This is a genomic window from Pseudomonas sp. JUb52 (assembly GCF_004341115.1).
In the GTDB taxonomy this organism is placed as follows: domain Bacteria; phylum Pseudomonadota; class Gammaproteobacteria; order Pseudomonadales; family Pseudomonadaceae; genus Chryseomonas; species Chryseomonas oryzihabitans.
Map to the genome: position 1 here is coordinate 33468 of NZ_SLYS01000005.1, position 23010 is coordinate 56477.

Sequence of the window (23010 nt, forward strand, 5' to 3'; positions counted from 1 at the left end):
CCGGACCACCCCCTCTCCCCGTGGGAGAGGGCTGGGGCGAGGGCAGGCCCAGGCACCACATTTCCAGGTGACACCCCTCCACCCATCACCCCACCCGCACCCAGGCGGCGCCGCGCGGACTAATCCCTAGAGTCCCTGACCCGAGCGTCCCATGTATCGAATCGGCTTTGCCTGCATGTACCGTCACCCTGAGCGCAGCCTGTCGCTCAAGGAACTGGAGCAGGTCGAGCGGGCTTTCAACACCCGCACCACCACCCTGCGCTGGCTAGGCAGCGTCGAGCGCGCCGCCGCCGAGGCCAAGTTGCTGGACGTGGTCACCCACAACCTCGATGCCCAGCTGAGATTCGTCGAGCACGTCGCCGACCTGTCCGACAATCTGCGCATGCTGCGCCTGAGCAGCGACCTGCTGCCCTTCTACAGCCACGCCGAATTCGCCTACTTCTATCGATCCCAGGAATTGCAGGCGCTGCTGGAGGATCGCTTCGGCCGGCTGGGCGAGCTGGCCCGCCGTCGCGATGTGCGGCTGTCGCTGCACCCCGGGCAGTTCTGCGTGCTGGGCTCGGATCGCCCGGAGGTGGTGGAAAACAGCCTGAGGGAATTCGAATACCACGCCGACATGATCCGCCTGATGGGCTACGGCCAGACATTCCAGGACTTCAAGTGCAACGTGCACATCGCCGGCCGCCTGGGCGTGCCCGGCATCCGCGCGGTCTGGCCACGTCTTTCCAGCGAGGCGCGCAACTGCATCACCTTCGAGAACGATGAAAAGACCTATGGCGTCGATGACTGCCTGCAACTGGCCGATCTCGCCCCGGTGGTGCTGGACATCCACCACTGCTGGATCCACGAAGAGGCCTACATCGATCCCTGGGAACCGCGGGTGGCGCGCATCATCGACAGCTGGCGCGGGGTGCGTCCGGCCATGCACTACTCCCAGCCGCCGGAGGCGCTGATGGAAATGGGCGTCTCGCCCAGCGAGCGCATCGACATCAAGTTCCTGTTGCAGCAGATCAGCAAGCGGCTGCTCTATGCCCACAGCGACATGATGTGGAACGACTGGTGCAACCGCTACGCCTGCCAGTTCCTCGACCGCTTCGACATCATGTTCGAGGCCAAGCACAAGAACGTCACGGTGCGGGATTTCTACGACCGCTACCTCGGCGGCGATGGCAGCCTGCCGCCGGCGGATCACGACATTCTTGCAGGACAGGATGCAGTCAATCCGTAGCGTGGAAAACCGCGCAGCGTTTTCCACTGGCAGTCGGAGCTAACCAGTGGACAAGGCTACGCCGTTGTCCACGCTACGGGAGCCAGCACGTACGTTGGGTTGAGACGGCTCCTCTGTCGAAGTCCAACGAGGGATGTTCGACCCCGGGCACTGTTGGGCTTCGCTGCGCTCAACTCAACCTGCGAGAGCGCCGCAACATGCCGCAATGAGCCCGGCGCGCGATCGGCTGGAAGAACCGCTTAACTCAAGGGTCACCTTTCCGAATCCGATCGTCGCGAGGCCCGCCATGCCGACCCGTCGCCATTTCCTGCAGACCACTACCGCCCTGGCCGCCGCCGTGACCGCTGCGCCCTGGTTGTGGCAGAGCGCCCAGGCCGCCGAGCCGTTGCTGACCCGCAAGATCCCGCGCTCCGGCGAGGCGCTGCCCGTCATCGGCCTGGGCACCTCGGGCAATCTCGATGTCGACCTGAACGACGCCGCCCTGGCGCCGCTGCAGGAGGTGCTCAAGGCGTTGCTCGACGGCGGCGGCACCCTCATCGACACCGCGCCCAGCTATGGCAACTCCGAACGGGTGGCCGGCGAGCTGGTCAGGCGGGCCCAGGCCCGCGACAAGGTCTTTCTCGCCACCAAGATTTCCTCCACCGGACGCGAACGCGGCGCGGCGCAACTGGCCGCCAGCTTCAAGGCCCTGCAGACCGAGCGCCTGGATCTGGTCCAGGTGCACAACCTGCAGGACACCGCCAATCAGCTGGCCCTGCTGCGCGAACAGCAGCAGGCCGGCAAGGTGCGCTACGTGGGCGTCACCCACTATCGCGAGGCGGCGCTGGACGATCTGCTCGCGACCCTGAAAAAGGAGCAGGTCGACTTCGTGCAGTTCAACTATTCGGTAGGCGAGCGCGAAGCCGAGCGGCACCTGCTGCCCTATTGCCGCGACCAGGGCATCGCCGTGTTGATCAATAGACCCTTCCAGCGTGGCAATCTGCTCTCTGGCACCCGCGGCAAGCCACTGCCGCCGCTGGCCGCCGAACTGGGCGCGACCAGCTGGGCGCAACTGCTGCTCAAGTTCATCCTCGCCGACCCGGCGGTGACCGCGGTGATCCCCGCCACCAGCAACCCGCGCTACATGGTCGACAACCTCCAGGCCGGACGCGGGCGGCTGCCCGATGCACGCCAGCGCGAGGCCATCGCCGGGCTGTTCGCCTAGATGAGGGACTGGCTCGGTCGCGTCCTCGACGCCCGCGCCGGTGAGTCGTCCGCGGCCCTGGCGGGCTTCGCGCTGTTTCTCTGCCTGTTCGCCGGCTACTTCATGCTGCGGCCGATCCGCGAAGCCATGGGCATCGCCGGTGGGGTAGAGAATCTGCAGTGGCTGTTCACCGCCACCTTTCTGGTGATGCTGCTCGCCGTGCCGCTGTTCGCCTGGCTCAATTCGCGGGTGGCGCGGATCCGCTTCGTCGACTGGGTCTATGGCTTCTTCGCCCTCAACCTCCTGGCCTTCGCCGCCTGCTTCGCCAGCCTGGGCGACAGCGTCTGGCTGGCGCGCACCTTCTATGTCTGGATCTCGGTCTACAACCTCTTCGTGGTCTCGGTGGCCTGGAGTCTGATGGCCGATGTCTTCGACGGCGCCCAGGCGCGGCGGCTGTTCGCCTTCATCGCCGCCGGGGCCAGTGTCGGCGGGCTGCTCGGGCCGGTGCTGGCCGCCGCCCTGGCGCCCCTGATCGGCGAAGCGGGCCTGGCGCTGCTGGCCGCCGCCCTGCTGCTCCTGGCGCTCAGACTCAAGGCCTATCTGATGGGCTGGCGCGAGACCCGCGGTGCCGGACGCCCGGGTGCGCCGCCGACCGAAAGTCCGCGCCGCCCGGTGGCCGGCAATCCCTTCAGCGGCCTGACCCGGGTGCTGGCCTCGCCCTATCTGCTGGCGGTCAGCGCCTTCGTCATCCTGCTGGCCACGGTCAGCACCTTTCTCTACTTCGAGCAGGCGCGACTGGTGGCCGAGCTGTTTCCCGATCGCGCCCGCCAGGTGCAGGTGTTCGGCCTGCTGGACTTCGTGGTCCAGGCCGGCGCCCTGGCCAGCCAGGTGCTGATCACCGGTCGCCTGGCCCAGCGCCTCGGGGTGCGGGTGCTGCTGGCCGGGGTGCCGCTGCTGATGTGCATCGGCTTCCTGGGCCTCGCGCTGCTGCCCACCTTCGCCATGCTGGCGGGACTGATGATCGTCAGGCGGATCGGCGAATACGCCTTTATCCGCCCGGGCCGCGAGATGCTCTTCGCGCCGCTGGACGCCGAGACCCAGTACAAGGCCAAGAACTTCATCGACACCGTGGTCTATCGCGCCGGTGACGCCGCCAGCGGCTGGGCCAAGAGTCTGCTGGACCTGCTCGGCCACGGCGCCTGGCTGCCGGCGTTGGTGGGTGCCGGCTGCGCGGCGCTCTGGGCCTGGCTCGGCTTCTACCTGGGCCGGCGGGCAGACCAGGCGGCCCAGGCCGACGAGGCGGAGCAGCGCTGAATGCCGGCTGAATCGTTGTAGCCGGAAACACACCGGCGCTCCGAGGGGCGACCGGCGGGGTGCTAAGGTAAAGCCTTCTCCTCGCCTCAGAGCCCTCCATGTTCCGCTCCCGCGCCATGATGTATCTGGTTCTCTTCGCCCTGCACCTGTTCATCGGCCTCAGCGTCATCGGTGACCTCGGGCTGACGCCGGCCGCCCAGCTACCCTTCTGGGCCCTGCTGCTGCTGTCCTTCGTCCTGGTGCCCCTGGGCTTTCGTTCGCGGGACATGAACTCGCGCCTGCTGGCCTGGGCGGCGCTGATCGCCATGGGCGTGTTCTCCAGCCTGGCGGTGTTCAGCCTGTTGCGCGGTCTGGTGGTGGCCCTGGCCAGCCTCATCGGTCATCCGCTGGACGCCGCCTGGCGCGTCGGCAGTGCCTGGGCGGTGCTGGGACTGGTGCTGCTGGTGGCCCTGCGTAGTGTCTACAACGCCCGCCGCACGGCCAGGGTCAAGGAAGTGGAAGTGGCCTTGCCGAGCCTGCCCTCCGGCCTGGACGGACTGCGCATCGTGCAACTGAGCGACCTGCACATCGGCCCGACCATCAAGGCCGGCTATCTGCAGCGCATCGTCGACCGGGTCAACGGCCTGGACGCCGATCTGGTGGCCATCACCGGTGACCTGGTGGACGGCAGCGTGGCCGAGCTGCAGCACGAATTCCTGCCGTTGCAAGGGCTCAGGGCGCGCCTGGGCACCTACGCCATCACCGGCAACCACGAATACTATTCCGGCGCCGAAGCCTGGGTGCGCACCTGGCGCGACCAGGGCCTGACCGTGCTGCTCGACGAGCATCGGGTACTGCAGCACCAGGGCACGCCCTTCGTGCTGGCCGGCATCACCGACCACTCGGCGCCACTTTATGTGCCCAGCCACCGCAGCGACGCCGCGGCCGCCTTCGCCGGCACCCCGGAAGGCCTGTTCCGCCTGCTGCTGGCCCACCAGCCGCGCTCGGCGCCCAAGGCCGAAGCCGCCGGCGCCGATCTGCAGCTCTCCGGCCACACCCACGGCGGCCAGTTCTGGCCCTGGATGCACTTCGTGCGCCTGCAGCAGCCCTGGGTCGCCGGCATCCACCGCCTGGGCCGTCTCACCGTCTACATCAGCCGCGGCACCGGCTACTGGGGCCCGCCACTGCGTTTCGGCGCGCCGAGCGAGATCACCCTGATCAGGTTGCGGCGGGGGTAGCGCCAGCAGCAGGTCCACCAAGAACCCTGAGCCAGAGGCCCTCCTTTCGGCAGGGCCTGATCGCATGTGGCAAAAGGCTGATAGATAGCCTTTTGCCACTGCTTGTCCTCGGGGGACAGATCCTTATCCTCGTCCCTACCTTCACCCGGACGCGCCAGCGTTCAAGGACAAACTGCAACACGGATAAGGATGTATCGCCATGACGAGGACAGTGGCTTTCTTGCTGGTCCCCGAGGTGCTGATGCTGGATTTCGCCGGGCCGGTGGAGGTGTTCTCCATCGCCAATCGCTATCTGCCGGCGGCCGACCACTATCGCATCGTGACCATCGCCGCGGGGCGGCGGCGGACCCTGCGTTGTTCGAATGGCATGACGATACGCACGGAGCTCACCACCCAGCAGCCGCCGGGGGCCTATGACCTGCTGCTGGTGCCCGGCGGGCCGGGTGCCTATCTGGAGCCCCATCCCGACGTCGCGGCCTGGCTGCGGCAGGTGCCCGCGCAGTGCGCGCGCTACGGGGCGGTCTGCACCGGCACCTTTCTGCTCGGCAGCGCCGGTCTGCTCGATGGCCGGCGGGTGACCACCCACTGGAATTATCGCGAACGCCTGGCGCGGCGCTATCCCCGTGCCCAGGTGACCGCCGACGACATCTACCTGAGCGATGGTCCGCTGCTGACCTCGGCCGGGGTCACCGCCGGCATCGACCTGGCGCTGGCGCTGGTGGCCGAAGACCACGGCAAGGCCATCGCCCGGGAGGTGGCTAAGGTACTGGTGGTGGTGACCCAGCGGCAGGGCAAGCAGGCCCAGTTCAGTCCGCTGTTCGACGAGCCGGAGGCGACCACCGCCATCACCCGGGTGCAGCAGCATGTCGTGGCGAACATCGATCAGGCCTATTCGATCAGCCGGCTCGCCGAACTCGCCACCATGGGCACGCGCAATTTCGCCCGGGTGTTCAAGCGCGACACCGGCATGACGCCCCTGGAGTTCGTCCTGCGGGCGCGCATCGATCATGCGCGCGAATTGCTGGAGAACTCCGAACTGCCGCTGAAGACGGTGGCCTTTCGCAGCGGCTTCGCCAGCGATCGCTGCATGCGCGCCGCCTTCCAGAGCCATCTGGGGCTGACCCCGGCGCAGTACCGCTACCAGTTCAGCTGAACGCGGCCGCGGATGGCGGTATCACGCCCATCGATGGCAGCTTCTCGCCGTAGATCGTCATACACCTTGCCTGGGCAGCGGCCAGAATGGTCATACCTATCGGCAAGGAGAGGCGCTCACCGTCGAGGGTCTGCGGCGCCAGGTGCCCGCAGGACCCGCAGCGAGGGGCGCGACATGGTCATGCAAGAGCCCAAGTCCCTGGAAGACGCCAGTGCCTTCCGCTTCTGCGGCCTGGTCCTGGATACGCGCCGGCGCCTGCTGCTGGATGGCGAGCGGCCGCTGCCCCTGAGCGGGCGTGCACTGGACATCCTGCGGGTGCTGCTGGAACACCCCGGCGAGTTGCTCGGCAAGCCGACCCTGATGGCCCGGGTCTGGCCCGGCGCCGTCGTCGAGGACATCAATCTGCGGGTGCACATCTCGGCCCTGCGCCGGGTGCTGCGGCCCTACAGTGATCGGGACCCCATCCTCAGCGCCCGGCAGCGCGGCTATGGCTTCGCCCTGGCGGTGGAGCGCCTGGGCGAAGCGGACCTCACGCCACTGGCCGAGACGCCGCTGCCCCTGACGCCCCTGGAGGGACGCGAGACCAGCCTGGTCGAATTGCGCCGCCTGCTCGCGCAACGCCGCCTGGTGTCGGTGGTGGGCATCGGAGGGGTCGGCAAGTCGCTGCTGGTCCAGCACCTGCTGCCCACGCTGGCGGAAGACTTCACCGACGGGATCCAGAGTCTCGATCTCGCGGCGCTGGGCCACATGATGGCGCTGGTGGACCGTCTCGCCAGCGACCTGGGCCTGGCCGGCGGCAGTGGCCTGCCGGCGCTGCAGGAAGCGCTGGCCACGCGGCGCCTGCTGCTGGTGCTGGACAACGCCGAGCGCCTGGTCGAACCCGCGGCCTGGCTGGTGGAAAACCTGCTGCAGGGCTGTCCGCAACTCAGGGTGCTGGTCACCAGTCGCGAAGCCTTGCGGGTGGAAGGCGAGGCCGTGCTGCGCCTGGCGCCGCTGCCGGTCGCGCCGCCACCCGCGCGGCAGTTGCGCGACGCCATGCGCGAGCCGGCCTTTCGGCTGTTCGTCCGGCGTGCCCGGGCGCGCCTGCCGGGGCTGCAATTGCGGCCGGCCGAGGTGCAGCTGGTGAGCGAGATCTGCCGCCGCAGCGAAGGCGTGCCACTGGCGCTGGAGATCCTGGCCGAGCAGGTGGCGGCGCTGGGGCTGGCGGGGGTACTGGCGCAACTCGACGGCGGCTATTACCTGAGCGTGGCCGGGCGGCGCACGGCGGCGCAACGCCAGCGCAGCCTCGGCGCCATGCTCGACTGGAGTCTGCATAGCCTGAGCGAGTCGGAATTCGCCGTGCTGGCGACCCTGGCCGAGGCCGGCGAGTGTTTCAGTCGTCAGGAGGCCTTGCGGCTGGCGGCGCAGCGCGGGCTGGAAGAGGCGCTGTTCATTCCCCTGCTGGGGCAATTGGTGGACAAGTCGCTGATCCTGGTGGAAGGCAGTGGGGCGACCTTAGGCTACCGCCTGCTGGCCATGCTGCGGCTGCACCTGCGCCAGTTCCGTCAGCAACCGCCGCTCCAGGGCCTGCTGTTGCCAGGCCAACGGCGGGACCCCGACGGCGCGGGTGAACACCCGGCTCAGATGCGCCTGATCGAAGAAGCCGCACTCCAGGGCGATCGCCGCCAGGGGTAGCCGGCGCTCGGCGAGCAGGTGCCGGGCGCGGTCGATGCGTTGCTGGCGCAGCCACTCCAGCGGGGCAAGTCCGGCACTGAGCTTGAACTGGCGGGTGAAGTGACTGCGCGACAGGCCGCAGACAGAGGCGACCTGGCTGACGCTGATGCCGCGTTCCAGATGCTGCAGCAGGACTTCCTTGGCCAGCCGTTCCTGCCAGGCCGCCAAACCGACCAGTCGGGTACTGGATAGAGCCAGGTTGCTATCGACGGTCATGGACATGGGGCTCTCCCTATCAAGCCAGCCGCGTGGCGCGACCGCCTGGATGAGAATGATTCCGTGCAGTTGTCTGACGTGCGAGTTGGCTATCGTTAATTAGCGTTAAGACGGCAACCGGCTAGGCGCAATACTGTCGCGACGGACTTGGCCGAGCGTGCCGGCGGGCCAGCAGGTGCCAGCCCAGCAGGGCGAGACCGAGCAGTCCGGCGAGCAGCAGGGGCGCCGGGCCATAGGCCTGGAGTCCGTCGAGCAGGGCCAGGATGTGCGCCTCGAACAGCCGACCCAGGGCCAGACCGGAGCCGATCCAGAGGGTGGCGCCGCCCAGGTCGTAGGCCAGGAAGCGCCGCAGGGGCATGGCGCTGGCCCCGGCGCTGAGGGTGGCGAGGGCCGCGGCGCCGGGAATGAACTTGGCCACCAGCAGCAGGCCGGGCAGGCGGGTGGCGGCCGGGACATGACCCGGCAGATGGCGCAGCAGCCAGGCACCATGCCGCCGACCGGCCCAGTACCAGAGCAGATCGGCCACGCCGGTGACCGCCACGGTAGCCAGCAGCGCCAGGAGCAATTCGGCCTCGTCGGCCGCCGCACCCATCACCACCAGCGAGGGATAGGCCGGTACCGGCAGGCCCAGCTGTTCGCCAAAGACGTTCAGCGTCAGCCAGAGGGTGGCGTTACCGGCCACCAGGGAGGTCAGGGCTTGGGTGCTCATGGCGCGTTCTCGGCAAGGGGAGGCCGAGTGAGCGGCCTCCGGGCTTGGCGCCTGCTACTACCTAGGCGCAGACAGGGTCAGGGCATTTGCGGCAGTTCGTTGGGCCGCAGATCGAACACCAGCACCTCGGCGTCGGTGCCGTGGGCCAGCTGCAGCTCGCGCTCGCCGCGCAGTCTTGCGCCGTCACCGGCCTGCAGCAGGACGCCGTTCAGCTCCAGGCTGCCGCGGGCGACGTGCACATAGGCATGGCGCTCGGGGGCCAGTTGCAGGCGGGCGCTCTCGCTGCCGTCGAACAGCCCGGCGTAGACGCGGGCGTCCTGGCGCACTTCCAGCGAACCCTCGGCGCCGTCCGGCGAGATGATCAGGGCCAGGCGACCACGCTTGGCCGCGGCGCTGAAGTGCTGCTGCTGGTAGCGCGGTTCGGCGCGGCGCACGTTGGGCACGATCCAGATCTGCAGGAAGTGCACCCGCTCGCTTGCGGAGTGGTTGTACTCGCTGTGGCTGACGCCGCTGCCGGCGCTCATCAGCTGGACGTCACCGGGGCGGATCACCGAGCCGGTACCCAGGCTGTCCTGGTGCTCCAGGGCGCCTTCGAGCACATAGGAGAAGATCTCCATGTCGCGATGCGGGTGCTCGCCGAAGCCCTGGCCCGCGGCCACGGTGTCGTCGTTGATCACCAGCAGGTCGGAAAAGCCCTGTTCCGCCGGATTGCGGTAGCTGGCGAAGGAAAAGGTGTGGAAGGACTTGAGCCAGCCGTGGTTGGCGGCGCCGCGATCGGAAGCTTTACGAATGGCCAGCATGATGAGGCTCCTTGTCTGAAGGGGGCGCGGTCTGTTCCGACGCCATGGAAGTCATCCTACTGTGGCGCCGCGGTTTGATTAACGGGCTGGAAGGAGAATGGTCGTCCTATCCTGGTTGACGATGCTTCGGGCTGGCCGGCGTCAGATCCTGGTCTGCGATCACCGAACCGGGCGCGGAAGGCCAGGCCAGAGCCGTACCGCCAGGGCCAGCAGGGCGGTGGCCAGCGCCAGCCCGGCGACCCCGCTCCAGCCCAGCCGGGCCAGCAGCAGACTGCCCAGGGCGGCGCCGCTGGCCATGCCGATGAACATGCCGGTGAACAGCACCGCGTTGAGCCGGCTGCGCGCCTCGGGCTCCAGGCCGTAGACCTGGGCCTGGTGGGCGATCAGGGTGGCCTGGACGCCCAGGTCGAAGACCACCGTCGCCAGCGCCAGCAGGACCAGACCGGTCACCCCCGGTAGCCAGGGCAGCAGGAGCAGGCTGGCGAAGGCCAGGGCCGCCAGGCCGATGCCCAGGCGTGTCACCCATTCCGAGCCGTGGCGATCCGCCAGGCGGCCGGCCCAGGGCGCGGCCAGGGCGCCGGCGGCACCGGCCAGGCCGAAGGCGCCGGCGGCGGCGCTGCCCAGCTGGAAGGGCCCGGCGTGCAGATAGAGGGCGAGGGTCGACCAGAAGGCGCTGAAGCCGACCGACAGCAGTCCTTGCGCCAGGGTCGCCCGGCGCAGGGCGGCATGGCGGCCCCAGAGCGCGCCCAGGGAGGCGAGCAGGGCCGGATAGCTGAGCCGGGTGGTGGCGGCGAAGGCGGGCAGGCCGCGCCAGACCGCCACGCCGATGGCGGCGATGCTCAGGGCAGCGAACAGATAGACCGCCCGCCAGCCAAGCCACTCGCCCACCAGGCCGCTGACCACCCGCGACAGCAGGATGCCCAGCAGCAGGCCGGTCATCACCGTGCCGACGATGCGGCCACGCTCGGCCGGCGGCGCCAGGGTCGCGGCGGCGGGCACCAGGTCCTGGGCCACGGTGGCGGCCAGACCGGTCACCAGGCTGGCCAGCAGCAGCCCGTGCAGGCCCGGCGCCAGGCTGGCGCCCAGCAGCGCCAGCAGCAGCATGGCCAGCTTGGCCAGGATGATGCGACGGCGGTCGAAGCGATCACCCAGAGGTGCGAGCAGCAGCAGCCCCAGGGCATAGCCAAGCTGGGTGAGGGTGGGGATCAGCCCGACGTCGGCAGCGGGCGCGGGCAGGGCACTGGCCAGGGTGCCCAGCAGCGGCTGGCTGTAATAGAGGTTGGCCACGCTGAGGCCGGCGCCGGTGGCCAGCAGGCCGAGCAGGGCAGGGGACAGGCCGGTACGGTGCGCTGAGGTCTGGCTATGCGGAAGTGGAATGTCGGTCATGGCGGTTCATCCGGTGGGAAGACGATGAGCGCATTCTTCAGCAGAACCATCGCCCCCTGTAGCCGAATGCCAGGTACAGGGGGTATACGTAAGCCGTATGAACAGCACCTTTTCCCACGACCGTCTCGACCTGCTGGAGACCTTCGTCCGCATCGTCGAGGCCGGCAGTCTGTCGGCGGCGGCGCGCCAGCTCGGCACCACCCAGCCCACCGTCAGCCGACGGCTGCAGGCGCTGGAAGCGGCGCTGCAGGTGCGCCTGGTGCAGCGTTCGACCCACGCCTTGCGCCTGACCGAGGACGGCCAGCGCTGCTATCGCCAGGCCCAGCAGCTGCTCGGTGACTGGCAGGCCTTCGCCGCCGCCCTGCACGGCGCCCATGCCGAGCCCGAGGGACGGCTGCGGGTGGTGATGCCCCACGCCTTCGGCCAGGAACAGTTGCTCGATCCGCTGGAGACCTATCTGCGGCGTTATCCGGGCATGCAGGTGGATTGGGTGCTCAGCGACCGGGCGCCGAATTTCGTCGCCGATGGCGTCGACTGCGCCATCCGGGTGGGGGTGGTGGAGGATCCGGACACCGTGGCGGTGCGCCTGGGCGATGTCCAGCGCATCCTGGTGGCGGCGCCGGAACTGGCAGGCACGCTGAGGGCGCCCGAGGAGCTGACGGCGCTTCCCTGGATCGCCATGACCCAGTTCTACCAGACCGAATTGCGCCTGCAGCTGGGCGCCTCTGGCGAAAGCCGGCTGATCCCCTTGCGAGCGCGGCTGGCCACCGAGAGTCTCTTCGTCGCTCGGCATGCCGCGGTGCGGGGGCTGGGCTGCGCGGCGCTGTCGCACTGGATGGTACGCGAGGACGTCGCCGCGGGGCGCCTGGTGCATCTGCTCCCCGAATGGCAGGCCGCGCCCCTGCCGATCTATCTCATCTATCCCTATGCCCGGGTCTATCCGGCGCGATTGCGCCTGTTCCTCGAGCTGGTGCGCGAGGCCTGCGCCCGGATGCTGGATGTGACGGCGCCCGCCTGAACCCAAGGATCCAGGCGGGCGACACGAGCGAGGGCGATCAGGCCAGCCGCGCCTGCCGCGCCTGCCGCGCCGGCCGCCGGCCATCCAGGCTCAGGGCTCCGGCGCCGAAGGCGGCTACCTGCAGCAGGCCCCCGGCGATGGCGACGTTCTTGAGGAAGTGAATCAGCTGATTCTGGTCGGCGAAGTGGCTGTGGAACACCAGGGCGGTGACCAGGGTGAAGGCGGCCATGGCCAGGGCCACCGGCCGGGTGCGATAGCCGATCAGCAGCAGGCTGGCGAGGCCCAGCTCCACTACCAGGGCGCCCAGGTAGGCCAGGTCCGGGAAAGGCAGGCCCATGGCGGCGATGTAGCCCTTGGTGGCGGCCGGGGCGAGCAGTTTGCCTACGCCACTGAACAGGAAGAGGCTGGCGAGCAGCAGGCGGCCGGTGGTGGCGGTGAGGGCTTGGGTGTTCATGGGTGAGGGTCCTTTTCCAGATCCGGCATCCGGCTTGGATGCGATGGGGCTAGATTACTGTCCACTCCGTATTCGAATAAGTAGCGCTCGCGCGTTAAACAGTCCCTCTAAGGTTGACTATCCTGCCTTGGCTGTGACCTGAATCCTTTCAGCCCTACGCCACAGCACAGGCGTACAAAAATCAGCACAGACGTCCAAGGCCGCCAGCCGTCGTCCGGGCGAAAGTCCGCTCCATCGACGGCGCGGGGTCTTCTCGCGGCCGACTCTTTCTGCGGGAGGCTGGGCCATGGAACGTGTGCGACTGGATCTGGGACTCTTGTTCCTGCGCCTGGGTGGCGCCGGGCTGCTCCTGGCGGTGCACGGCCTACCCAAGGCGCTGCATTTCCGCCAGCAACTCGGGCTGATCGAGGACCCGCTGCACCTGGGCGCCTGGCCGACCCTGGGTTTCGCCGTCTTCGCCGAGGTGCTCTGCCCGCTGTTGATCGCCCTCGGCTGGGCGACGCGCCTGGCCTGCCTGCCGATCCTGGGGCTGCTGCTGATCGCCCTGCTGGTGGTGCATCCGCAGTGGTCGCTGGAAGAAGGCCAGTTCGGCTGGCTGCTGCTGGTGCTGTTTGGCACCTTGGCGCTCACCGGGCCGGGTCGCTACTCGCTGGAGGCGCGGCTGGCCAGGCGTCACGCCGCCCAAGGCGGTTTCGCCAGGGCGCTGTCATGAGCGCCGCACTCGGGCAGGGCCTGCACCAGGCGCACGGCCGCATCGTCACCCTGGTGATCCGCCACCAGCCCCTGGCCGGCCAGCACCAGGCCTACCAGCGCTGGTTGCAGCGCGCCGTCAGCGCCGCCCGCGCGGCCTGCGGTCATCTGGGCGTGGATGTCATCCCGCCGGCCGAGGAGGGCGCCGCCTTCACCACCCTGGTGCGCTTCGCCGACGTCGACCAACTCCAGGCCTGGCTGGCCTCGCCAGAGCGCCAGGCGCTGATCGCCGAGGTGGCGCCGCTGCTGCGCGAGGCCGATGCCCCCGAGGTGCATGCCGACGCCGAATTCTGGTTCAAGCCGCCCCGCCCCGGCGTGCGCCCGCCGCCGGCCTGGAAGCAGGCGGTGCTGACCTACCTGGTCATCGCGCCCCTGACGATGTTGATCCCGCCGCTGTGGCAGCCGCTGTTCGCGCGCTATCCGCTGCTGGCCGGCCCGGTGCCCAGCAACCTGCTGATCACCCTGTGCATCGTGCCGCTGGTGGTGTTCCTGATCATGCCGAGGGTGAGCCGCCTGTGCGCGCCCTGGCTCAACGCCCGCTCGGGCGCCTTTTCCACTCCCTCAACCGCTAGAGGCGAACAACCATGAGCACCTTTACCACCCGCGACGGCGTCGAGATCTATTTCAAGGACTGGGGCAGCGGCAAGCCCGTGCTGTTCAGCCACGGCTGGCCGCTGGACGCCGACATGTGGGAGTACCAGATGCACCACCTGGCCAGCCACGGCTATCGCGCCATCGCCTTCGATCGCCGCGGTTTCGGGCGCTCCGGCCAGCCGTGGAACGGCTACGACTACGACACCTTCGCCGACGACATCAAGGAGCTGATCGAGCACCTGGACCTGCGCGACGTCACCCTGGTGGGCTTTTCCATGGGCGGTGGCGACGTCAGCCGCTATCTGGCGCGCCACGGTTCGGCGCGGGTCGCCAAGCTGGCGCTGCTCGGCGCCGTCACCCCGCTGTTCGGGCAGAAGCCGGACTTCCCCCAGGGCGTCGACCAGGGCGTCTTCGACGGTATCCGTGATGGCCTGCTGAAGGACCGCGCCCAATTCCTCGCCGACTTCGCCCCGGTCTTCTATGGCACCAACCAGGGCCAGCAGGTCTCCGCGGGCGTCTTCACCCAGACCCTCAACATCGCCCTGCTGGCGTCGCTGAAGGGCACCCTGGACTGCGTCACCGCCTTCTCCGCGACCGACTTCCGCCCGGACATGGCCAAGGTCGACGTACCGACCCTGGTGATCCACGGCGATGCCGACCAGGTGGTGCCCTTCGAGACCACCGGCAAGCTCGCCGCCGAGCTGATCCGTGGCGCCGAACTCAAGGTGTACGCCGGCGCGCCCCACGGCTTCGCGGTGACCCACGCCGAGCAACTGAATCGCGACCTGCTGGCCTTCGTCGCCCGCTGAACCGTCCCGGGCGCCCTGCGCCCGGGCTTCTGATCCTGGTCCCGGAGGCCACATGCAACACGCCGATCTGATCCTGCACAACGGCAAGCTTCACACCGTCGATCCCGAGCGCCCCGAGGCGACGGCGGTCGCCATCAGGGACGGCGTCTTTATCGCCGTGGGCAGCGACAGTGACGCCATGGCCCATCGCGGTCCGGCCACCCAGGTGGTCGACCTGCGCGGGCGCCGCGCCATCCCCGGCCTCAACGACTCCCACCTGCACCTGATCCGTGGCGGCCTCAACTACAACCTGGAGCTGCGCTGGGAGGGTGTGCCGTCGCTGGCCGATGCCCTGCGTATGCTCAAGGACCAGGCCGAGCGCACCCCGGCGCCCCAGTGGGTGCGGGTGGTGGGCGGCTGGAACGAATTCCAGTTCGCCGAGCGCCGGCTGCCGACCCTGGACGAACTCAACCAGGCGGCGCCGGACACTCCGGTGTTCATCCTCCACCTCTACGAACGGGCGCTGCTCAACCGCGCCGCCCTGCGGGTCGTGGGCTACACCAAGGACACGCCCAATCCGCCAGGCGGCGAGATCCAGCGCGATGCCCGTGGCGAGCCCACCGGCATGCTCATCGCCCGGCCCAACGCCATGATCCTCTACGCCACCCTGGCCAAGGGGCCCAAGCTGCCGCTGGAGTACCAGGTCAACTCGACCCGCCAGTTCATGCGCGAACTCAATCGCCTGGGGCTGACCAGCGCCATCGACGCCGGCGGCGGCTTCCAGAACTACCCGGACGACTATCAGGTGATCCAGGAGTTGGCCGACGCCGACCAGCTCACCGTGCGCATCGCCTACAACCTCTTCACCCAGAGACCCAAGGAAGAGCTGACCGACTTCAATAACTGGACCAGCAGCGTCACCCTGCACCAGGGCACCGACTTCCTCCGCCACAACGGCGCCGGCGAGATGCTGGCCTTCTCCGCGGCCGACTTCGAGGACTTCCTCGAACCGCGCCCGGACCTGCCGCCCACCATGGAAGCCGATCTGGAACCCGTGGTGCGCCATCTGGTGGAGCAGCGCTGGCCATTCCGCCTGCACGCCACCTACGACGAATCCATCTCGCGGATGCTCGACGTCTTCGAGAGGGTCAACCGCGACGTGCCCTTCAACGGCCTGCCCTGGTTCTTCGACCATGCCGAGACCATCAGCCCGCGCAACATCGAGCGGGTCAAGGCGCTGGGCGGCGGCATCGCCATCCAGGACCGTATGGCCTTCCAGGGCGAATACTTCGTCGACCGCTATGGTGCCCAGGCCGCCGAGCAGACCCCGCCGATCCAGCGGATGCTGGCCACCGGCGTACCGGTAGGGGCGGGGACCGACGCCACCCGCGTCTCCAGCTACAACCCCTGGACCTCGTTGTACTGGCTGGTCAGCGGCCGTACCGTCGGCGGTCTGGCGCTCTATCAGGAAGGCCTGCCCCGGGCCACCGCCCTGCAACTGTTCACCCAGGGCAGCGCCTGGTTTTCCTCGGAGCAGGGCAAGAAGGGCCAGCTGCGAGTGGGCCAGTTGGCCGATGTGGCGGTGCTCTCGGCGGACTTCTTCACGGTCGAGGAAGAGGCCATCAAGCACCTGGAGTCGGTGCTGACCGTGGTCGGTGGCCGCATCGTCCATGGCGCCGAGGAATTCGATCGCCTGGGTCCGCCGCCCCTGCCGGTCACCCCGGACTGGTCGCCGGTGGTCAAGGTGCCCGGTCACTGGAAACCCGGTGCGCCCTTGCAGGCCGCCGTGCACCAGTGCGCCGGCGCCTGTTCCGTGCATGGGCATGGCCATGAGCGGGCGCGCCAGAGCCGGGTGCCGGTCAGCGACTTCAGTGGCTTCTGGGGCGCCTTCGGCTGCTCCTGCTTCAGCTTCTGAGGAGCGCCGCCATGACCGCCGCCGCCGTGACTCCCAACGCCGCCTCGCCCTGGCAACCGCTGCGCCAGCGCACCTTTCGCTGGCTGTGGCTGGCCAGCATCGCCTCCAACATCGGCACCTGGATGCACGAGGTGGGCGCCGGTTGGCTGATGACCTCGCTGTCGGCCAGTCCCCTGGCGGTGGCCCTGGTGCAGGTGGCGGGGGCGCTGCCGATGTTCCTGCTGGCGCTGCCGGCCGGCGCCCTGGCCGACATCGTCGACCGCCGCCGCTATCTGCTCGGCGTGCAGCTGTGGATGGCCGCGGTGGCCCTGGCCCTGGCCAGCCTGACCCTGGCCGGCTGGATGACCGTACCGCTGCTCCTGGGGCTGACCCTGGCGATGGGCGTGGGCACCGCGCTGATGCTGCCGGCCTGGTCGGCGCTGACCCCCGAGCTGGTCGACAAGAGCGAGCTGCCCGCGGCCATCGCCCTGTCCAGCCTGGGCATGAATGTGGCCCGCGCGCTCGGCCCGGCCCTGGCCGGGGTGCTGGTCAGCCTGGCCGGTCCCTGGCTGACCTTCGCCCTCAATGCCGTTTCCTTTTTTGCCGTGATCGTCGCGCTCCTGACCTGGCGACGCCAACCTGCAGCCGCCGTGCTGCCCGCGGAGCGCCTGCTGGGCGCCGTCCGGGTCGGCTTCCGCTATGCCCGCAGCTCGCTCCAGCTGCAGGTGGTGCTGGCCCGGACCGCCGCGTTTTTCCTTGGCGCCAGCGCCGGCATGGCCCTGCTACCGCTGCTGGTGCGCCAGGCCCTGCAGGGCACCGCCCTGGATTTCGGCATCCTGCTCGGCTGTGTCGGCCTGGGCGCCATCGGCGGCGCCATGCTCTTGCCGCGCCTGCGTGAAAGACTCTCCAGCGACCTGCTGGTGGCCGGCGCCAGTGCCCTCTATGCGCTGGTCCTACTCGGCCTGGCCTGGATCCGCGACTTCGCCTGGCTGCTGCCGGTGATGCTGGCCAGCGGCCTGGCCTGGATCGCCGTGCTCTCCAGCCTGCAGGTGGCGGCCCAGACCGCCGTACCCGCCTGGGTGCGCGCCCGCGCCCTGGCCGTCTACATCCTGGTGTTCTTTGGCACCAGCGCCCTGGGCGGCTTCCTCTGGGGCGCCCTGGCCAGTCATTTCTCCTTGAGCGTGGCGCTGAGCGCGGCGGCCGGGGTGCTGCTGGCCGGCATCGGGCTGACCTGGCGTCTGCGCCTGCCGGTCACCCCGGCGGCGGACATCGCTCCTTCGCTGCACTGGCCGGCGCCCATCCTCGACGACTCCCTGGATCGCGAGCGCGGCCCGGTGATGGTCACCCTGGAATACGACATCGCCCCCGAGCACGGCCCGGCCTTTCGCCAGGCCATGCAGGCGGTGGGCGCCATGCGCCGGCGCAACGGCGCCTTCTCCTGGGCCCTGCTGCAGGACAGCGCCGAACCGCGCCGCTGGCAGGAATTCTTCTGCGACGAATCCTGGCTGGAGCACCTGCGCCACCACCACCGCGTCACCCAGGGCGAACAGCGCCTGGAAGCGGCGGCGCGGCAGTACCAGACCCCTGGCGTGCCCATCGCCATCCGCCATCTCCTGGGCGGCGCCTAGCGCAGCCCGTCACCTCATCAACCACCACCCCCGAGGACTCCACCATGAGCAAGCCCTACAACCGTCTCGACAAGAACGATGCCGTCGTCCTGCTGATCGACCACCAGGCCGGTCTGATCTCCCTGGTACAGGATTTCACCCCCAGCGACTTCAAGAACAACGTCCTGGCCCTGGCCAACAGCGCCAAGTTCTTCGGCCTGCCCACCATCCTCACCACCAGCTTCGAGCAGGGCCCCAACGGCCCGCTGGTGCCCGAGCTGATCGAGCTGTTCCCCGAGGCGCCCTACATCGCCCGTCCCGGCCAGATCAACGCCTGGGACAACCAGGACTTCGTCGCCGCCATCAAGGCCACCGGTCGCAAGCAGCTGATCATTGCCGGCGTGGTGACCGACGTCTGCGTGGCCTTCCCGGCGCTGGCCGCCATCGCCGAAGGCTTCGACGTCTTCGTGGTGACCGATGCCTCCGGCACCTTCGACAAGACCGTGCAGCAGGCCGCCTGGGCGCGCATGAGCGCCGCCGGCGTGCAGCTGATGAACTGGTTCAGCGTGGCCTGCGAACTGCACCGCGACTGGCGCAACGACATCGAAGGCCTGGGCGCCCTGCTGTCCAACCACATCCCCAACTACCGCAACTTGATGACGAGCTACGCCAAGCTGGCCGCCAAGTAAGAGCCTATCCAAAGTCTGCTGCGCGTCGGCCAAACGGCGTTGAAGAGGCCCTGGGTCGCCAGCCCGGTCGGAATGCTCATTTACTATTTGTAAACTCGAGCGCGAGTCCGATCTGCTTCCTCAGGTGTCTTCGCGGGGCCGCCTAGGCCTTGTTTAGCTCTAGCTCGCGAGACTTTGAACAGACTCTAAGGTAACGACGGTCAGGCGCCTCTCCCGGCGCCTGGCCTTCGCGGAGGGATGCCGTGAACCGCAACGACCTGCGCCGCATCGACCTGCACCTCTTGGTGGTGTTCGAAAGCCTGATGCACGAGCGCAACCTCACCCGCACCGCGGAAAAGCTCTTTCTCGGCCAGCCGGCCATCAGCGCTGCCCTGGTGCGCCTGCGACAGTTCTTCGACGATCCCCTGCTGGTGCGCAGCGGTCGCGCCATGGAGCCCACGCCGCGCGCCCTGGCCATTCTCGAACGGCTGCGCCCGGCCCTGGACGGCCTGTCCAATGCCCTGAGCGAGGTCGACGACTTCGACCCCGGCGCCAGTCGCGCGGTGTTTCGCCTGGGCATGTCCGACGACGTCGAATGCGGCCTGCTGCCGCCGCTGCTGGCCCATCTGCGCGAGGTGGCGCCGCACTGCGTGCTGGTGGTGCGCAACGCCAACTTCCTGCTCTTGCCCGGGCTGCTGGCCAGTGGCGAGGTCTCCCTGGGCATCAGCTACACCACCCAGCTGCCGGCCAACGCCAAGTGCCGTACCCTGAGGCACATCCGCGCCCTGGTAGTGCGCGCCGACCGCGATCCCGCCCCCCTGACCCCGGACGACTATTGCGCCCGGCCCCATGTGCTGGTGTCCATGTCTGGCGATCTCTGCGGCAACATCGACGACGACCTGGCGCGCCTCGGCCGCAGTCGCAAGGTGGCCCTGGGCGTACCCCACTTCAACGGCCTCGGCGCCCTGCTGGCCGGCAGCGAATTGCTCGCCACCGTGCCCGACTACGCCGCCCGGGCGCTGGCCGCGGGCGGCAGTCTGCGCATCGAGGAACCGCCGTTTCCCATCGTCCCGGCCAAGCTGTCGCTGGTCTGGCGCGCGGCCCAGGACCAGGATCCGGGCGAGCGCTGGCTGCGCGGCGAGATCATCAGATTCATGGGCGAGAACCCCTAGCGCCGCGGCTATCAGCGCTGTCGATAAGCGCTATCCGCCGGTACGATTTATGGAGGAGGGGGTTGGCTTTCTAGGATGGCTGCATGTCTTCCGGAGCCCCTGCCATGAACCTCGCCATCCTCCGCAACGCCCTCCGCCTGCTGGCCTGCGCCGGCTTCCTCGCCCTGCTGGCCGGCTGCGCCAGCTCTCACAACGCCTACCTCAGAGATGGCAGCACGGCCTACCTGGTGCAGTGCAATGGGGTCTTCGGCAGCTGGTCCGGCTGCGCGGGCGAAGCCGCGGCGCGCTGCCCCACCGGCAGCTATCAGGTCCTCGCCCGCAACCACCTGGACGGCGCCAGCGAAGCCCAGGCCGAAGCCAGCGTCGCCGGCCAGTCCTACCCGGTGCGCAACCTGCTGGTGCAGTGCCAGGGCGAACAACTGGCCTGGCGGGTGGGCAACTTCGTGCGCCGACTGCCGGTCAGCGAAGGCTGAGGGCAGGTCAGCAGGTTGTCGAGCGTTCTGCCGCGGCTGAACACCGGCTCGGATAACCCCCTCTCCCTCCGGGAGAGGGCTGGGGTGAGGGTACTCCCCGCACAACGATGTCACTCCTGGAAAAGGCTGCGCCGTTTTCCAGGCTACGCTTCGGACCTACACAGCTATCGCGGCCATGGGCCGCTCCTACAGGAGCCGCCATTCCTGTAGGAGCGGCCGCATCGGCGGACCGCCATGGCCGAGACCAGAGAGCTCGCCAAGTCCTCAGTTCTGCGCCAGGAAATCAACAGCCTCCCACCAGGGTTGCGGACAGAGAAGCGCCTCACGCCCCAGGGGTTCGTCACCGGACCATACTTCGGCACGTAGCCCGCGCATATCGCCTCAACGGCTGTACGGCCGACCGATAAGCGAGGGCTAATCCGCCAGCGCCTCTTCCAGGATCTTGAGAAACTCCCGCGTCGCCGGCGTCGGCAGGGGCGGCCAGATGGCATGGACGTTACGCTGGGGTGCATCGCTGACCGGCACCCGGGCCAGGCCGGTAAAGGTGCTGGCGATACTCTGGGGCACCAGGCCGATCGCCAGGCCGCGGCGGACGAAGCGCTCCAGCAACTGCATGTTGCCCGTCTCGAAACGCACCCGATGGGGCAGGCCCAGGGCGGCGAAGGCTTCGTCGGTCTGCCGTCGGGCGCCGCAGGTCCACCAGCGGCAGATCCACCAGCTCGTGCAGCGACAGCCTGTCCCGTCCTGCCAGGGCGTGGGCAGCGGGCAACACCGCCACCAGTTCCTCGCTGAGCAGCAGGCGGCTGTCCACCGCCTCCAGGGCCACCTGGCGCGACAGCCCGATCAGGGCGAAATCCAGTTGCCGCTCGCGCACCGCCGCCAGCAGCGTCTCGCTCTTGTCCTGGCGCAGGCGGATGTCCACTTGGGGATGACGGGCATGGAAGGTGGCCAGCAACTCGACGATATCCAGGCGCGGCACCGAGGAGATCAGGCCCAGCGTCAGGGTGCCGCGAATGGCGCCGACCGCGGCGGCCACGTCCTGCTGCAAGCGCTCCACCGCTGCCAGCGCCTGGCGTGCATGCACCAGCAAGGCCTCGCCAGCGGGAGTAATGCGTACCTGGCGCGGCAGGCGCTCGAACAGGGTGGCGCCCAACTCCGCCTCCAGCCTGGCGATCTGGTGACTGAGCGCCGACTGCACCACGTGGCAGCGCTCGGCGGCGCGGGTGAAGTGGCGTTCCTCGGCCAGGGCGACGGCGAATTCCAGCTGCTTGAGATTCATGGCGCTATCTTGAAATGAGATCAAGGCCATCTTAACGATTCATTTAACCGATAGCTGCCGTTGTCCGATACTGACCAGCCCCTCTCTTGCCGGATCCTGCGGATGTCCAATCCCACGCCTCCTCTCAGCCGCTGGCTGACCCTGCTCATGGCCGTCGCCACCGGCATCGCCGTGGCCAGCAACTACTACAATCAGCCGCTGCTGCACACCATCGCCCAGCGCTTCGACCTCAGCTACACCCAGGCCGGCAGCATCGTCACCACCGCCCAGCTCAGCTACGCCGCCGGACTCCTGCTGCTGGTGCCCCTGGGCGACCTGCTGGAGCGCCGCCGACTGATCGTCACCATGAGCGTGATCGCCGCCGCCGGCCTGGCCCTGAGCGCCACCGCCACCAGTCTGACCTGGCTGCTGCTGGGCACCGCCATGACCGGGCTCTTCTCGGTGGTGGCCCAGGTGCTGGTGCCCTTCGCCGCGACCCTGGCCGCGCCGGAGCAGCGGGGCAGGGCAGTGGGCACGGTGATGAGCGGCCTCATCCTCGGCATCCTGCTGGCCCGCACCGTGGCCGGGGCGCTCTCGTCCCTGGGCGATTGGCGCACCGTCTATGCCGTGGCGGCCGGTCTGATGCTGGCTACCGCCCTGGCCTTGCGCCTGGCGCTGCCGCGCTATCAGCAGTCGGCGGGCCTGAGCTATCCGCGGCTGCTGGGGTCGGTGTTCGAGCTCTTGCGTGACGAGCCCCTGCACCGCCTGCGCACCCTGTTGGGCTGTCTGGGCTTCGCCGTCTTCGCGGTGTTCTGGACGCCGCTGGCCTTTCTGCTCGCCGCCGAGCCCTATGGCTTCAGCGACGGCACCATCGGCCTGTTCGGTCTCGCCGGCGCCGTGGGCGCCCTGGCCGCCAACCTGGCCGGACGCATGGCCGACCAGGGCAAGGGAGGTCTCGCCACCAGCATCGGTCTGGCCTCCCTGACCCTGGCCTGGCTACCCCTGGCCTTCGCCCAGCAGTCGCTGGCGGCGCTGCTGGTCGGCATCCTGGTGCTGGATCTCGCCGTGCAGCTCAGCCACGTCAGCAACCAGAACGTGGTCTATCGGCTGCGCCCGGAAGCCCGCAGCCGCCTCAATGCCGGCTACATGACCGGCTACTTCCTCGGCGGCTCCCTGGGTTCGCTGCTGTCGGCGCGACTGTACGAACACTTCGGCTGGCCCGGCGTGAGCCTGGCCGGGTGCCTGCTGGCGGCCACGGCGCTGGCGGTCTGGGGCCTGTTCCTGCTGCGCCAGCGTCAGGCGCGGGCCTGAACGCCATCATCAGCGCGGTCGATGATCGCTATCCCGAGGGACGATTTCTAGGCGCGGGGTGGGCTGGCGACAATGAGTCCACACCCACCCGACACAGGTACTCG

At 69.0% G+C, this 23010-nt stretch carries 20 protein-coding genes and 2 pseudogenes; 16 read left to right on the forward strand and 6 right to left on the reverse strand.

Features of this window, described 5'->3' with window-relative positions; genetic code table 11:
- Window positions 1–151 precede the first annotated feature (151 nt).
- The 6 genes and pseudogenes from uvsE to EC839_RS24915 form a co-directional block, all read left to right on the forward strand.
- On the forward strand, window positions 152–1228 hold the full coding sequence (uvsE, locus tag EC839_RS10035) for a UV DNA damage repair endonuclease UvsE (RefSeq protein ID WP_007161524.1): 1077 nt from the start codon (window positions 152–154) through the stop codon (window positions 1226–1228).
- A 286-nt stretch (window positions 1229–1514) separates the two neighbouring features.
- On the forward strand, window positions 1515–2432 hold the full coding sequence (locus EC839_RS10040; RefSeq protein ID WP_007161525.1) for an aldo/keto reductase: 918 nt from the start codon (window positions 1515–1517) through the stop codon (window positions 2430–2432).
- The gene (locus tag EC839_RS10045; protein WP_007161526.1) at window positions 2433–3725 is read left to right on the forward strand and encodes an NTP/NDP exchange transporter; all 1293 of its coding nucleotides are present in this window, start codon (window positions 2433–2435) and stop codon (window positions 3723–3725) included.
- 98 nt (window positions 3726–3823) lie between these two features.
- Entirely contained in the window at window positions 3824–4942 is a 1119-nt protein-coding gene (locus tag EC839_RS10050; RefSeq protein ID WP_007161527.1) for a metallophosphoesterase, read from the forward strand.
- 199 nt (window positions 4943–5141) lie between these two features.
- Entirely contained in the window at window positions 5142–6095 is a 954-nt protein-coding gene (locus tag EC839_RS10055; protein ID WP_177416711.1) for a GlxA family transcriptional regulator, read from the forward strand.
- A 180-nt stretch (window positions 6096–6275) separates the two neighbouring features.
- Window positions 6276–7142, forward strand: a pseudogene (locus EC839_RS24915) (transcriptional regulator); the annotation flags it as partial.
- A gap of 447 nt (window positions 7143–7589) precedes the next feature.
- Here EC839_RS24915 and EC839_RS10065 read toward each other — a convergent pair.
- The 4 genes from EC839_RS10065 to EC839_RS10080 all read right to left on the reverse strand — a co-directional run bounded on the left by EC839_RS10065 (window position 7590) and on the right by EC839_RS10080 (window position 10919).
- Complete coding sequence (locus EC839_RS10065) at window positions 7590–8030, reverse strand: helix-turn-helix domain-containing protein (protein ID WP_007161530.1); 441 nt, start codon at window positions 8028–8030, stop codon at window positions 7590–7592.
- 115 nt (window positions 8031–8145) lie between these two features.
- Window positions 8146–8733, reverse strand: coding sequence for a DedA family protein (locus EC839_RS10070; protein WP_007161531.1), 588 nt, complete (start codon window positions 8731–8733; stop codon window positions 8146–8148).
- Window positions 8734–8810: 77 nt separating this feature from the next.
- Entirely contained in the window at window positions 8811–9533 is a 723-nt protein-coding gene (locus EC839_RS10075; RefSeq protein ID WP_007161532.1) for a pirin family protein, read from the reverse strand.
- A gap of 159 nt (window positions 9534–9692) precedes the next feature.
- On the reverse strand, window positions 9693–10919 hold the full coding sequence (locus EC839_RS10080; RefSeq protein ID WP_007161533.1) for an MFS transporter: 1227 nt from the start codon (window positions 10917–10919) through the stop codon (window positions 9693–9695).
- Between the two features lie 97 nt (window positions 10920–11016).
- Between EC839_RS10080 and EC839_RS10085 the strand changes: the two genes are divergently transcribed.
- Window positions 11017–11937 (forward strand): LysR family transcriptional regulator, encoded by a 921-nt coding sequence (locus tag EC839_RS10085; RefSeq protein WP_007161534.1) that lies wholly within the window; start codon window positions 11017–11019, stop codon window positions 11935–11937.
- A gap of 37 nt (window positions 11938–11974) precedes the next feature.
- Here EC839_RS10085 and EC839_RS10090 read toward each other — a convergent pair whose 3' ends face one another.
- Entirely contained in the window at window positions 11975–12391 is a 417-nt protein-coding gene (locus EC839_RS10090) for a DoxX family protein (RefSeq protein WP_132832530.1), read from the reverse strand.
- 286 nt (window positions 12392–12677) lie between these two features.
- Between EC839_RS10090 and EC839_RS10095 the strand changes: the two genes are divergently transcribed.
- From EC839_RS10095 to EC839_RS10130, 8 genes are all read left to right on the forward strand, one after another.
- A complete protein-coding gene (locus EC839_RS10095) occupies window positions 12678–13103 on the forward strand; it encodes a DoxX family protein (protein ID WP_007161536.1) in 426 nt (141 codons plus the stop codon).
- Window positions 13100–13729 carry an antibiotic biosynthesis monooxygenase gene (locus EC839_RS10100; RefSeq protein ID WP_007161537.1) on the forward strand — a complete coding sequence of 210 codons (630 nt, stop codon included), beginning with the start codon at window positions 13100–13102 and terminating at the stop codon, window positions 13727–13729. The genes EC839_RS10095 and EC839_RS10100 overlap by 4 nt, the downstream gene beginning before the upstream one ends.
- Window positions 13726–14544: an alpha/beta fold hydrolase gene (locus EC839_RS10105; RefSeq protein WP_007161538.1), complete on the forward strand. Its 819-nt coding sequence runs from the start codon at window positions 13726–13728 to the stop codon at window positions 14542–14544. Before EC839_RS10100 ends, EC839_RS10105 begins: the two co-directional genes overlap by 4 nt.
- Before the next feature lie 52 nt (window positions 14545–14596).
- Window positions 14597–16438, forward strand: a complete 1842-nt coding sequence (locus tag EC839_RS10110) for an amidohydrolase (protein WP_132832531.1) — start codon at window positions 14597–14599, stop codon at window positions 16436–16438.
- Window positions 16439–16449: 11 nt separating this feature from the next.
- A complete protein-coding gene (locus tag EC839_RS10115; RefSeq protein ID WP_007161540.1) occupies window positions 16450–18045 on the forward strand; it encodes an MFS transporter in 1596 nt (531 codons plus the stop codon).
- A gap of 44 nt (window positions 18046–18089) precedes the next feature.
- Window positions 18090–18713: an isochorismate family cysteine hydrolase YcaC gene (ycaC, locus tag EC839_RS10120; RefSeq protein WP_007161541.1), complete on the forward strand. Its 624-nt coding sequence runs from the start codon at window positions 18090–18092 to the stop codon at window positions 18711–18713.
- Between the two features lie 242 nt (window positions 18714–18955).
- On the forward strand, window positions 18956–19864 hold the full coding sequence (locus EC839_RS10125; RefSeq protein ID WP_132832532.1) for a LysR family transcriptional regulator: 909 nt from the start codon (window positions 18956–18958) through the stop codon (window positions 19862–19864).
- A 104-nt stretch (window positions 19865–19968) separates the two neighbouring features.
- On the forward strand, window positions 19969–20337 hold the full coding sequence (locus tag EC839_RS10130) for a hypothetical protein (RefSeq protein WP_007161543.1): 369 nt from the start codon (window positions 19969–19971) through the stop codon (window positions 20335–20337).
- Between the two features lie 414 nt (window positions 20338–20751).
- Here the strand turns inward: EC839_RS10130 and EC839_RS10135 are convergent.
- Window positions 20752–21646: pseudogene (locus EC839_RS10135) on the reverse strand (LysR family transcriptional regulator).
- A 72-nt stretch (window positions 21647–21718) separates the two neighbouring features.
- On the opposite strand from EC839_RS10135, the gene EC839_RS10140 reads away from it, so the two are divergent.
- Window positions 21719–22906 (forward strand): MFS transporter, encoded by a 1188-nt coding sequence (locus EC839_RS10140; RefSeq protein ID WP_007161547.1) that lies wholly within the window; start codon window positions 21719–21721, stop codon window positions 22904–22906.
- Window positions 22907–23010: the final 104 nt, after the last annotated feature.